This is a genomic window from Sporosarcina sp. P1 (assembly GCF_002743155.1).
In the GTDB taxonomy this organism is placed as follows: domain Bacteria; phylum Bacillota; class Bacilli; order Bacillales_A; family Planococcaceae; genus Sporosarcina; species Sporosarcina ureae_B.
The window spans coordinates 70,368-83,972 of the sequence record NZ_PDYS01000007.1 but is presented as its reverse complement, the minus strand read 5'-3'; the positions used below and the strand labels follow the sequence as shown (position 1 = coordinate 83,972).

The following is a 13,605-nucleotide window of genomic DNA, read 5'->3' as shown; positions in this document are numbered from 1 at the left end:
ATTTCTCTACATTTTCCGAACAGCTTGACCAATACTCGTCTCTACACGATTCAACAAATCATCACAATAGCGTTGATCTAACAATAGTCCAGGTTTAAATTGTAAAACCTTTGTATCAAGCATGGAATAAATGGCCCATACTCCATTTTCATACAATGACCTCATAATATCTTTAGCACCATCCGTTTTATTGAACTCCAGGCCAAGAATGACTCCTTTTTGACGTATCCCCGTGAATTGGTCCGAATACTGATTCTTTATTCTTTCCAGGCCAGCACGTAAATATCGTGCAGTATAATCCACATTCTCTATAGTTTCGGTGCGCTGAGAGATCTCTAATACTTTCATAGCTACGACACAGCCAAGTTCCGATCCACCAAATGTAGATATATGTGCGAAGCCATCTTCATTCATCCATTGACCTACTCTATCGCTGACGATAGTAGCTGCAATAGGATATATTCCACCACTTAGACCTTTTGCAGTTACCATGATATCGGGTTTGATATTATGATGTTCAAAGCCCCACAGTTTTCCAGTCCGCAAAAGTCCTGTTTGTACTTCATCGGCAACGTATAAAGTACCGTATTTCTCACATAAACGTTTTGTCCCCTCTAGATAACCAGGGTCAGGTATAGGGAAACCGTATGTAGCTGGTATTGTCTCAATGATTACACACGCTACATCTTCTTTGGATAGCGCTCTTTCCATTTCATCTAAATCATTGAATAAAACATTGACTACATCATCGGGGCTGCCTTCACTCAAAAACAACTTTGAATAACGTTCATTTCCTAAAGAAACTGCTATTCCTGTGTGGCCATGATAGGCATATTTAAGAGAAACTACTTTTCTTCTTTTAGTTGCGTAACGTGCGCTTTTAATCGCTACATCTATAGCTTCTCCACCGCCACTTGAAAGTATGGAGTAGCGAAGATTATCTGGAGTACACTTAGCTAACTGCTCAGCCAACTGTGCACGAGCAGTCGAAGGGAAATGATGATTTCCGATATCGAAATAATCCATTGCTTCTTTTAATGATGAAATAATCTCCTGATTTCTATGTCCTAGGTTATACGTTCCACCATTTAAATGAAGGTCCATTAACTTTTTACCTTCCATATCATACAGATAATAATCTTCACGTTTACCTATTACCAAATCGACACCATCAGTTTGCCATTGTTTCGTTTTACCGGGATTCCAATACTGAATAGATTTATCTAAAACGGCTGATTTACTCATGTTATATTCCATTACTTCTATCTCCACCTTTACTTAGAAATTATTTTATCAATTAAACGTTATAGCAGAACTCTCTTCATTATCATGAAACTTTTTGGAGAGATACCATAACGTACTAGAATTTGAAGTTTCAACATTCCACATTCGCTACAATTAATTCAATTCCACTTTCTTCTAATACGTTATTCCACTCATTAGAACACTTCTTATCCGTAATAATCATGGATATATCTTTCAATGAACAAATATGAGCAAATGTTGTCCTTCCAAACTTCGAGTGATCGGCAAGTATTATCGTCTCATCTGCCCGATTCATCATTTGCCTCGAACTACTCGCTCCCTGCAAATCATAGTCAGACATACCTTCGTTAATAGATAAACCTCCTGCAGCTACAAAAGCTTTATTAGCTTTTAATTGATTTAGAATAGAAGTAGATAAAGGACCACTTGTGAATTTTTGGTTTGCTTCATACTCACCTCCAACAAAGATCACTTTCCCATGAAAATGTTCCATAGTAGCTAACAATACGGGTACTGACGGTGTGATGATGGTGATATTTTTTTTAGTAGCTAAATTAGGGATAATTCCTACTGTTGTAGTGCCATGTCCAATAATTACACTATCTCCATCTTCAACTAATTCTGCAGCCGCTTTGCATATAGCATCTTTTTCAAAACGTAGAATATCTGCTTTTAAATCAAACGGAAGCTCTAATGAAGATTTCTCTTTAACAGCACCACCATAAACCTTCTTTAAAATCCCTTCTTTCTCAAGACGATCTAAATCTCTTCGAATCGTTTCTCCAGATACTTGAAAATCACTTGCTAGCTTAGGCACATATACTTTTTCATCTCGCTCTAATGCTTCTAAAATAACTTTTTTTCTATCTTCAAATGATAATGACATAATTCAGTCTCCTATTCCGCTTATGTGTGTAACACCTCACATTCACAGTATAATAGACTCCATCACAAGAATCGAATGACAACCATCAGCGATTGTGTATTCTCTTTGATTGTTGTGGATTTATCAAAGAATATCATCGTCATTCCAATTAGTCAATAGAAAATTCAGAATTAAATAAATTATTATTTCATCTTTTAAAACTTTATACTGGTCATAGTTTTATGGTCGATTTTGTAATCACGATAATGTCTACTCTAAGCTATAACCTTTCAATAAACACATTAGGCTATAGTATTCCCAAAAAATGTGACGACTAGTAAAAGAATAAATATAGCCGATTGACTAAAAATTCCACTAATGATACTATGATTCAAATCCACAAAATACAACATTTCACTGTGGATTTAACGGGATATTCAAATTCCCCATTTATACTTCTTATTAATAGACGATTTTTAAACAATTTTAGGAGGATGATAGAATGAAGAGTCAATTTGAAGGAAAAACAGTGGTAGTAACAGGTGGAAGTAAAGGGATTGGTAAAGGAATTGCAAAAGTCTTTTCTGAGAAAGGAGCTAATGTCGCCATCATCTCTCGTGATTTAACACAAGGTCAAGAAACCGCAAATGAGTTAAAAAATAACGACAATAATGTTAGCGCTTACACCGCAGATGTAACTTCTTTACATTCATTAGAGAAAACAGCACAAACTATTCTCGGGGATTTTGGTAGTATCGATATTGTTTGTGCCAATGCGGGGATTTTCCCATCCGCTACCATAGAGGATATGACCGAAGAACAATGGGATCACGTACAAAACATTAACTCCAAAGGTACCTTTTTTACAGTTAAAGCGTTTATGCCTTATGTAAAAAAAGCTGAATACGGACGTTTCATATTAACTTCTTCCATCACTGGACCTATTACCGGCTATGCTGGATGGGCACATTACGGCGCGAGTAAGGCCGCACAACTCGGCTTCATGAGAACAGCCGCACTGGAGTTGGCCAATTATAATATCACAATTAACGCTGTCTCACCGGGTAATATCCTCACAGAAGGTTTGGATGGACTGGGTGAAGAGTATTTGAATTCTATGGCTGCCGCAATACCTTTTAAACGCTTAGGAACTGTAGACGACATAGGACATGCTGCTACTTTCTTCGCTTCTAAGGAGGCAAACTTTATCACCGGGCAAACACTTGTAGTAGATGGTGGTCAAATTTTACCTGAAAGTATTGAATGAATATAATGTATTCATAAAACTTCCCTTGCAAGATTGATGGAATAGGTTGATCTAAGGATATCCCAGATGACTAGAAACACTTAATTATTAGTACTTTGAATTTAGCTATAAACACTTGCTTGAGCATTGCGAAAAGCGCCTATCCGCAAAAGGGATTGGCGTTTTTCATATGATTAAAGAATGTAACGAATAAAGCTATTGGCGAGATAAATCTCGACTTTGCATATAGTGTAATAAAATTCGAATCCTATAAATAACATTTAATTTTGCAGACTTTTCAGTATTCATGCTATATTATTCTAGTACGAAAAAGTCAGAAAACTTTTTCGTATGCACAACGCATCACGATTCTAACTATCAGACAGGGGGATAACATGAAAAACAAATCATGGGCAGCATTACTTTTGGCATTCTTATTAAGTGTGTCAGCTGCTACAACAGGGTTAGCGGCACAACCGGCGGAAGGGTATGACCCGGAAGACGGCATCTATGTAAAAGCGGAAAGCGATTACTATTATAATGGACGCTACTCTAACGGGCGTGTCTTTCCGGAATATCTAGCCAAGGCATTGACCGGAGATTATGACAACTTGACAAACTATGCAGTTGGCGGTGCTTTTTCAGGCGTCCTATTTGGAACAGAAGGCAGCGACGATGAACGTTCCAACTATTCTACTTTCTTAAAAGGCTGGAGCGCTGACCAGCAAGTGAAGACATTTCTCGCAGAACATAACGGCAAAATCGATCCAGACGCTCTGTACATCATAAGCGTAGGTGGAAATGATACCTATGCAGTAGAAGATCTAGGCGCAGATCGCACTGCAGAACTGGCTAGCGACTTTTCTTTGAAAATGGTACAAAATCTAATAGAAGGCGGTGCGAAATACATACTGCTACCTAACCGCTATGAAGATGACCGCAAAGAGTTGACCGATTTTGAAGACATAAGAAATCAACAAACCGTCCAAAAAATCAATGACTATCTAGCGTCAGATTCTACGCCAGACGATGTCCATGTTCTGTATGGGCATAATCAGCAACTCAAGGAAAACATCGACGAACAAGGTTTCGAAAAATTCGGCTACAAAAGTATGGGCTTCTATTTAATTTCTGACTGGGTCCCAGCATATGGCTACGCAGTGGCTTCTGAAGATAATAGCGATGTGTTCCCGACTACAAAAGAAGAGGAAAAATACGGCGGCTATGGTCTCTACTCTACCGACAGCAAATACTACACGCCCGAAACTGCAGGCTTTGAGCCAAATGATTTTTACTTGTATGACGAATATCACGTAAGCAACAAAACGCACCGCCACATGGCAGCCTATCTACTAAATAAAGATATAGAAACCGAAGACGGCCAGTTCAAGAATATCTACAACGGAGAACCGAACCCATTTGCCGAAGCCGTTGCAGATGGCACGATCCCGTCCGACTATTCCACGATCTATACATTTGGCGACAGCAGTATTGATTCCGGTCGTGGTCTCAGCATAACGACGGAACTTGTAAACAATCGCGACAAACAAACTACAAGTGAAAAAACACAACAGCCAAGCCCGTTAGCCTATACTGTAAAACGAGGCGACAATCTGTGGATGATCGTTAAAACGCACTATCCTAACAAGCAGACAAACACAGAAATTTCACGGCAAGTTCAAGCAGTATACGCTGCAAACAAAAATCAAATTACACATCCCGATTTGATTTATCCGGACCAAAACTTCCTTCTTCCGGCTGCCAACGACTAATGAATCGACCGTGATGATTCGTTAGTATAAAACTCAAAAAGGTTTTCCGATCCTATTCATGATCGGAAAACCTTTTAATTATATAGAGACCGGTATCACTTCCACATGACACGATAGACGATTCACATGGAATTATGTGGTGAACTGTTACCTTCTTTGAAACATCGCTACTGCTTTATCTCTCACAAGCAATCCCGTCTTTATCTCGATCAAGTTTTGTGTGTGAGTTATATATACTAGCCGCGACAGTAGGCTTCAGTTTAGTCTTACCACCTTTATTTTTCACACTAGCATTTTTTGCAACGCCGCCAGGATATGTTTTATTCAACTCCGTACAATTCTTAAACTTCGCTGCTGCCGCTTCGGTTGATTGGATCGGTAGTAAAACCATACTGCATGCTAGTAGTGCCGGTACAACTCTCTTCGTAAATTTCATCATACTCTCTTCTCCCCTTTGTCCCACTCTCATTTTTACAACTTGTACTGAGCCATCACCATCATAAAGGCTTAAATCTAGACAGACGTCATCCATCAAATCTTCATTCGAATCTCTCACCGTTGTTCTTTTTTCTTTATTTTACAGTAAGAAATCTATTTTGCTAGTCTATTTTATCTATTGAATAGATTATTACTAGTTTTCAGAATATAAATTTATAAAATAATATTATTCTCCTACTGTAGTATAAATATACTAGCAATTGTGTAAGAACCTGATACCTTCTTTAATCGTTTTCACGATCAAAAGACTCCTTACCTTTTCCATATTCAATTACCCGAATTGTGCGGGAATTGTATGGGGACCTGGTACCGTATCGCAGTGTTTGAATTGTGCAGGAATTGTGTGGGGACCTGGTACCGTATCGTATCTTCCCCCTACAATCCAAACGTAATCCGATTCCGTCCATTATCTTTTGAATAATACAATGCCCAATCCGCCCTAGACTGCAAGGAATTCTCTGTATCTCCTGGCATCTTGGTCGCTACCCCAATACTGACGGTAACACCATAAGTATTCCAGTCTGCATTCTCGACTCGGCAACGAATTCTCTCCGCCATTTCTAAAGCTTCCACATTCCCTGTTGCTGGGAGGACTACAGCAAATTCTTCTCCCCCGTAACGAGCAGCCACATCTTCATTTCTGGATTCTTCCCTCAACAAGTTTCCCAACTTCTGCAATATGCTGTCGCCCGTCAAATGACCATATGTATCATTGACGTTTTTAAAAAAGTCTATATCGATCAACAGAAAAGAAAGAGTCAAAGACTGTTCGGTATGTGGCGTGAAATAAGAAGAAAGACAGTCTTGTAGATAGTGGCGGTTCCTGAGACCTGTAAGTCCATCCGTATTGGCCATCTCGAGAAGCGTCTCATTTACCGCCAATAACTTTTTCTGCTTTGACTCCAACTCGATCTGTAAGCGCTCCAACTCTGCTATTTGCTTCACTTTCAGTAGATTGCGTGCCTCTGTTTCTTTTTTTGCCGCCAGAATCACTTCTTCATACTCGATTCTATTTTTCATGCGCAGACATGCACAGTCATTGAACACCTTTCCATCACGTTCATGACGCAATGCATTCAATAGCACGGATATTTCCTGACCATCTTTGGACTTAAATGAAAAAAACATCTCTTCTACTTTATTTTGCAATCGAATCATCGGAAAAAAGTACAGCTGGTAAAAAGACCGGCTTGCGTTCGGCAATATTAAATTGATGTGTTTCCCTTGTACCTCATGAAGCTGGTAGCCAAGTAAACTAAGCAGCGTTTGATTGACTTCAAAAATCATCCCTGCATCATCAAGTGTGAAATAACCGAACGGCGCACAATCTAGTTGTCTATCCATTTGTGACAAGACTCTTGTATACAGAAGTCAAATAATGGCTAATCAGCTGAACGGTTTCTTCTGGATGACTCATATGAGGACAGTGTCCTGTCGCATCCATAATTTTCAGCGTGCTGTTTTGGAGGTGACGGTGCATATAATGCCCTACTTCCACCGGTGCAATACTATCATCGGAACACTGAAGAATGAGCGACGGCACTAGTACCTTCTTTATATCTTCACGATGATCAGAGAAAAAAGTCGCAATCGCAAAACGATGGGCAACTTCTGGATCCGTCGAGCAGAAGTTATCCTCCAATTGCTGTGACAGTTCCGGTCTTTCGGGGTTCTTCATAATGACTTGCGCTAGATAATTCGCCCAGCCAATATAATTCATATCCATCATCTGAATCAACCCTTCTAAATCTTCCTTCTCAAACCCACCGTAATAATCGGGTATTTCATTTAAGTAATAAGGAGAAGGGCCTATCAATATAAGATGTTCAAATAAATCAGGTTGCTGAATAGCCGCCAGCATACCAATAATCCCCCCGACAGAATGCCCGACGAATATCACTTCCTTCAACTCCAAAGCATGACACACATCAAGTACGTCCTGTGCATAGCCATGAAGATCTTGATATTTTTCCGCACTATACGCTTGATAATCAGATTGCCCCGAACCGACATAATCGAATAAAACCACTTGGAAATCGTCTTCAAAGTAAGGCGCTGTCAAGCTCCACACATTCAAATCACATCCGAAGCCAGGCGCAAATAGGATGGTCTTGTCACCTTTCCCAGTGACTTTAACATTATTGCGCAAGAGAATATCTTGATTCATATTACAACCTCCATTTTCCACATTACTCTAGTTAGTCATATAGTTACATTCCGACTAGTTCAATAATACTAAACTAAGTATATAGTATTTTTTGATCTCGTTCAATTTAGTCGGTATGTTGAGTTACTACCTTGTAATTGAATAATTATGTGGGAGCTGGTACGTTTAACGATTCGAATTGTATGGAAATTGTGTGGGGACCTGGTACTGTGTCGTGATGTGAGGAGCTCGTACGTCTACCGATTCGAATTGTGTGGGAATTGTGTGGGGACCTGGTACTGTGTCGTGATGTGGAGAACTGGCACGTCCACCGCCCCGAATTGTGTGGGAATTGTGTGAGGACCTGGTACTGTATCGTGGTACCGTATCGTCGTGGTACCTCCTACAACCGTTTCTCACAACGCTGATCTACCAACAACTGTTCCAATCTGCAACGGATCCCTTCCAATTCCTTCGACGCATAAGCAGGATCAGCCAAGTTCTTCGTCTCCAGCGGATCTTCGGCCAGGTTGTAGATTTCGAATTGATCGCCAACCGGCTCTGTTTTGACGATTTCCACCCAGCACCCATCTTTTTCAACCAGTGTGGTATCACTAACTCCGGGTTCCGACCAAAATTGAGGGTTGTCGAAGTATCGGGCAAATTTCCAAATTTCATACTCATTGTTGCAGCCTGTTTGAAATGAGGCAATGACCGCTTCAATAGAGCTTGGTTGGACCACCTGTTCGTAAGCAAGCCCGGTAATCGGGTTGGTTTGGTGAAGTCCTTTGAAGACATTATCTTCTGTCATGAAATACAACGGTTCATTTGCTCGGAAGAAATGGTCACGGCCGTAAAAGAGTGGCGTTAGATTCCTTCCGACGAGAGGCTGTGCTTCTGTATGATCGCGGGATAGTTTCCGTTGTATAGCCGCGGCGTCAATTCCGGCTAATCCTAAAAGAGTAGGTAGAATATCCACATGACTCGTTAGCATGTCAGTAGTCTCTGCTTTATCGAAAAGTTTTGGACTATGAATGATGAGAGGAATATGAATGGATTCCTCGTACATCGTGTACCATTTCTGATACAGGCCGCCGTGTGCACCTAGTTGCTCACCATGGTCCGAAGTAAACACGATGATCGTATTATCCAAAAAACTAGACTGTTGGAGAGCGGTAAGGACTTTGAGGAGTTCGTGATCCACTTCTTTTTGAAGACTGTAATAAAGCTGGCGGTAAAAATTATTATCATGTATCGGCTGAAGCCCTTTCGGATACGTGACCCGATAACTTTCCTGTACAGACGGTTTCGACCGCAGCGATTCGTGAACAGTTGGGGCGGATGGGATGTAAGGAAGTGTGGGATCTACTTCGAAATTAAAGTTGGGAGAAATCGCAGAAAACAGGCCATACAATGCGATGTCATGCGGATTGACGAATGAACATTGAATAAACCAAGGAGTATCCTTCTTATCACACGTTCTATCTTGATCTAATTGTTTAATCAGTTTCACGGTATCCGCTGCATACACTTCATCGCGTCCACTCGTTCCAGTGCCTGCAGATGAAGCGGAATTTCTAGGATCCGCACCATGGGGATCTGGACCAATCCACTCAGAAAAACCGTATTCATGCAGACGGTCTGCTTTTCGATACATCCTTTCATCCCGTTTATTAGGCACTCCTGTATTTTGATCATAACTGGGCAATGAATTTTTTGTTCCTGGAATGAGAATATCAGGTTCCGACGCATGCCATTTCCCTTTCCAAAACGTTTTGTAGCCAGCAGCTCGGAAATAGTCCCCCATAGTGGGAACGGTATTCGGATCCAGCCAGAATAAATCCGCGTCGAAAGAACCTTTTGCAGCACCCGGCGTTTGCGTAACCCCATGTAACGAAGGATAGTGCCCTGTATATAATGACGTCCGGCTAGGAGAGCAAGCCGTACTCGCTGCATAATGATTCAAAAAGGAAAGTCCATTTTTTCGTAATAATTCTTGCGCTACTAAATTCTTTCTTCTCCACTTTTGTATCCCCTTCGTTTCATACACAGGCGGAAACCGATCCTGGTCCACCATTAAAAACAGAATGTTCGGTTGGGACTCGCCGTAATGGAATTCGCTCGTCATACATCATTCCCCTTCCTATTTTCAGCAATGCTTTTATAGGATATGTGAGGAATAGGAATGATGATGAATGAATTCTTCGTATAGATTGAAATTTGATTATGTACGATGTATGGCTTGTGATGTAATGAATTATAGTTGCGGTTGAAAATGCGTGTATACTTCCATATAACAATGGATTAGCTGAAGAAAGCATAAATAAGTTAAAAACTATCAAACGGATCATGTATGACAGAAATAGTTTTTAACTTCTACGGAATAGATTATTATTACTTGAATCAAGTAAATTCAACTAACAATGGAAAGAACCTTTTTGACGCTTACAATTGTGAAATCGATTCGATTACCTACTTAAGATAAAACTTGTTATTTGAGTAGCGGTTGTCACGATCAGTTAGTTACTGACTAACTTATGTATAATTAAAGCTATCCTCAAATTCAGTTTCGTTTGAGCATCATTTAAGTCTAATTCAAGAATTTCTTCAATCCGCTTAATTCTATTTCTTAATGTATTGTAGTGTACAAATAAAACTTTAGCAGATGATTGGATAACCGATTCATTTTCTAAATATACTTTCAACGTATTTATCAAATCGGTATTGCTTTCTAAATCATACTGAATCAATTTATTTAAATATTTCTCCTTAAATCTACTAATTCTTTCTACGTGGTCTGCTTGAAGTAGCATGCCAACGATGCCTAAATCATCGAAATGTATTTCCTTTTGGGTAGTATCAAAATGTAAACCAAATTCACAAGCTTTTTTAGCTTCCCAGTAACCGTTCACGTAATCATTAGGTGTAATTACAATGTTACTAATCCCAATCGTTGCTGGATAATCAGGATATAAAGAATCATGCAATTCCAATAATTTTCCCGACAATTTTTCTGCATCTTCTTCGCGTGATATTACGACCAACTTATTATTGTGAATCATATTAAATTCTACGGAAGCAATGTCCATCCTATTTCTAATTTTTTCTATAACTAAATCTGTCATCTCGTGTGATTGTTTGTTCAGTCTAAGTACAAGAATTTTATGAGGCTCTTCAAAATTAAACGCCAAGAACCTCCCTTTTCTACATAAATTCTCCTCAGACTCCAGTCCCAATAACAGTTCATAAAGATAGTCTCTCTTTAAACTAAGTTCCATTTCTGTGATAGACTTTTCCTGGTTTATTTTAAGCGCAATAACATTTTTAAATTGTTCAATTGCTAATATGTCTAAATCATCCCGATCATCAAAAACTCGAGGGATAATTAAAAAGCCGACATTTTTATTCTTTAATACTATTGGAAAGATTGTTAAAACCTTACCATTTCGTAATCTCTGAGATTTTCTTTGTAATCTATCAAACGACATGGATAAAATTAGTTGAGTGATTTCCATTTGGAATTTCAGGATATATTGATATGTAGGATAAGGGTTAGTGCTGTCTGTCTTGTAGATCGTATTTCCATTTTCATCAACTAATAATATTGGAGAGTTAATAATCTTTTCTAATCGTTGCACCGTGTTAGCATAGCCTTCATCCAAAGTGGCATATAAGACTTGTTGATTCAAATTTGAAATTTGTAATTCTTTTGTATATAATCTTGAGTTTTCCATGACAATCGCCAAGTGTTGGCAATACTGAGATAACATTTTAATATGCGCTTTAGTTGAACGATAAGGGACTTTACGTGATAGAACTAACACTCCAGTGCATCGATCATTTAATAGAATTGGGGAATATATGCTAGATTGTATTCCTTCATTTTCAGCTATATACTTTGAAAATACGTCTAATTCTATTGGAGATTCATTGAATTTATCAATAATATAAATTTCTTTATCATCTATTGTTTTTTCAAATACAGAGTTACGAATGTCTAATCTATAACCTATATAATTTTGGGCAGACGCGCCTGCCACAGCTTTAATAATATAATTATGAGGCTTTTTTTCATCAACTAAGAATAAAAAAATAATATGAGCTTTTGAGACATCTTTTAATCTTTTCGCACTTATATTTAATACTTCCTCAAGCTTTTTTAACGAAGAAATTTCAAGGTTTATTTGCTGGATCAGTTCTAAAGTACTTGATGTAAAGCTTAAATTGTGTTCTCTTTGTTTTAGGTTTTCAATATCCTGAAAACTTGTGTATACATCCGAAAAAAGATCTTCTCCTAAAATTGGTTTTACATCCGAATAAAAATTATTCCAATTTTCTTTATAGTAAGGTTTTTTCGCTAAAGATGAAAGCATTAAAATAGTTTTACTAAAGATAGATTGATTATTCTCCATGTTAGACATAACATCCTCCCTCCGAAAAACTTAATATTTATTATTATTATTTTTAAAAATCGAATCTTTTGTAGGAGCTGACTAATCATTTCAAACAAATAAAAAGTGTTTTCACGAAAAATATACGCAGTTTTCATAAGCACATCAAGAATACCATACAAATGAATCAATTTCATAATTGCTCTTTTTAAAAATACAGAAAAGGACAGAATTTACGAGTTGTATTTCAAAAAACAGAAATCATACAGCTTGAAGCAATTGTAACCTTGCGTTCATTTTATCATCCGAGCGTTAGATGCGTTGTACATTAGAACTAATAAATCGAAATGAACATTTGCGCGATTTCCTGTGCGGTATTGTACATTGTTTAATTGGATTTTTTTCAAATAAACGTTGACGCGTTCTTCGGCGGTCTGGCGTTTGAAGAGCTCTTTCCATGCCTGAGAACCGCGGGCTAATGCCGAATATCTCCGCAGATCTGTGTTGTTTTTGACCTTTTACATTTTCTGAAAGATCCCTTCTATTGAGAGTGGGCACATCTCACACTCTTGAGGTCGCGTTTATTTCAGCGTTTCATATTTGGTGTCGTAGCTGTCGTATCGGTACGTTTGCTAATGGAAACAAGTCAGTGCGAAATGCTAATCAAAGCCAACAGGGTCGGGTTCATTGCGCCTATTGTAATTGATGTTGGACCGGTGTCCCATGCGATGCACCTTCTCGAAAATCGCTTCGAAATCGTAGCCGGCATCTAGTGTATGATAGGTCAGATGAGAAAGCCGAAGCCGTTCTTCAATTCTCTTTATCCGCGTAATAGCGGCTTTTCCATCATTCAAGTTCCCGGAAAAAAATAGAGACTGCAGGATATATTGGGTTGATGCGCCTACATTCCTTCGTTCGATCTAGTCATAAGGCGGTAAGCGTCAAAAAGTAAACACATATTAATAGAAGTACATTCGTCAGATACTCCTCCTATAGAACACGTTTTGGGAGGTATCTATTTGAAAAGGAAAGAGAAAGAAGCATACTAGTCTGCTAAAGTCGATGAATATCAAAACAGCGAACTAGCACTTTCTAAATGGTATGAAAAGGCAAAGGTCGCCGTCCATAATATAAAGTATTGGCTACGTAAGCAGTCATCAGTTAATCATGTCGCACATCAGGAGACTAGTTGGGTTACCTGTGTAATCGAAGATTCGATTTCGTTATGACATTTCAATATAATATAGAAATACAAAAGTATTAATTTTGCAGGCTCTCCATCATATAAACAGGACTCAATGACAATAAAACCCATTATATATAAAATAATGAGTTTTATAGCAGATTAGGGGGTGCAAGTGCCCTGTAACACTATTAGAATATTTTACTCTCCACTGCCATTCCTATCGATAATTTTTCAG

9 protein-coding genes and 1 pseudogene are annotated in these 13,605 nt (G+C 38.6%); 2 read left to right on the top strand and 8 right to left on the bottom strand.

Annotated elements, in window-relative coordinates; genetic code table 11:
- Positions 1 to 6: 6 nt before the first annotated feature.
- Positions 7 to 1,257, bottom strand: a complete 1,251-nt coding sequence (locus tag CSV73_RS09025) for a class-III pyridoxal-phosphate-dependent aminotransferase (RefSeq protein WP_099627277.1) — start codon at positions 1,255 to 1,257, stop codon at positions 7 to 9.
- 118 nt (positions 1,258 to 1,375) lie between these two features.
- On the bottom strand, positions 1,376 to 2,152 hold the full coding sequence (locus tag CSV73_RS09020; protein ID WP_085132806.1) for a DeoR/GlpR family DNA-binding transcription regulator: 777 nt from the start codon (positions 2,150 to 2,152) through the stop codon (positions 1,376 to 1,378).
- A 481-nt stretch (positions 2,153 to 2,633) separates the two neighbouring features.
- Between CSV73_RS09020 and fabG the strand changes: the two genes are divergently transcribed.
- Both fabG and CSV73_RS09010 read left to right on the top strand, forming a co-directional pair.
- On the top strand, positions 2,634 to 3,398 hold the full coding sequence (gene fabG, locus CSV73_RS09015; RefSeq protein ID WP_085132805.1) for a 3-oxoacyl-ACP reductase FabG: 765 nt from the start codon (positions 2,634 to 2,636) through the stop codon (positions 3,396 to 3,398).
- Between the two features lie 374 nt (positions 3,399 to 3,772).
- Complete coding sequence (locus CSV73_RS09010; RefSeq protein WP_099627276.1) at positions 3,773 to 5,149, top strand: SGNH/GDSL hydrolase family protein; 1,377 nt, start codon at positions 3,773 to 3,775, stop codon at positions 5,147 to 5,149.
- Positions 5,150 to 5,324: 175 nt separating this feature from the next.
- Here CSV73_RS09010 and CSV73_RS09005 read toward each other — a convergent pair whose 3' ends face one another.
- The 6 genes and pseudogenes from CSV73_RS09005 to CSV73_RS16690 form a co-directional block, all read right to left on the bottom strand.
- On the bottom strand, positions 5,325 to 5,540 hold the full coding sequence (locus CSV73_RS09005; protein ID WP_233194244.1) for an excalibur calcium-binding domain-containing protein: 216 nt from the start codon (positions 5,538 to 5,540) through the stop codon (positions 5,325 to 5,327).
- 482 nt (positions 5,541 to 6,022) lie between these two features.
- The gene (locus tag CSV73_RS09000; RefSeq protein WP_099627275.1) at positions 6,023 to 6,991 is read right to left on the bottom strand and encodes a sensor domain-containing diguanylate cyclase; all 969 of its coding nucleotides are present in this window, start codon (positions 6,989 to 6,991) and stop codon (positions 6,023 to 6,025) included.
- Complete coding sequence (locus CSV73_RS08995) at positions 6,984 to 7,814, bottom strand: alpha/beta fold hydrolase (RefSeq protein ID WP_099627274.1); 831 nt, start codon at positions 7,812 to 7,814, stop codon at positions 6,984 to 6,986. The genes CSV73_RS09000 and CSV73_RS08995 overlap by 8 nt, the downstream gene beginning before the upstream one ends.
- 382 nt (positions 7,815 to 8,196) lie before the next feature.
- Positions 8,197 to 9,921: a sulfatase family protein gene (locus tag CSV73_RS08990; protein WP_099627273.1), complete on the bottom strand. Its 1,725-nt coding sequence runs from the start codon at positions 9,919 to 9,921 to the stop codon at positions 8,197 to 8,199.
- A gap of 391 nt (positions 9,922 to 10,312) precedes the next feature.
- Positions 10,313 to 12,205 carry a helix-turn-helix domain-containing protein gene (locus CSV73_RS08980; RefSeq protein ID WP_158232325.1) on the bottom strand — a complete coding sequence of 631 codons (1,893 nt, stop codon included), beginning with the start codon at positions 12,203 to 12,205 and terminating at the stop codon, positions 10,313 to 10,315.
- Between the two features lie 272 nt (positions 12,206 to 12,477).
- Positions 12,478 to 13,089: pseudogene (locus tag CSV73_RS16690) on the bottom strand (IS5/IS1182 family transposase); the annotation flags it as partial.
- Positions 13,090 to 13,605: the final 516 nt, after the last annotated feature.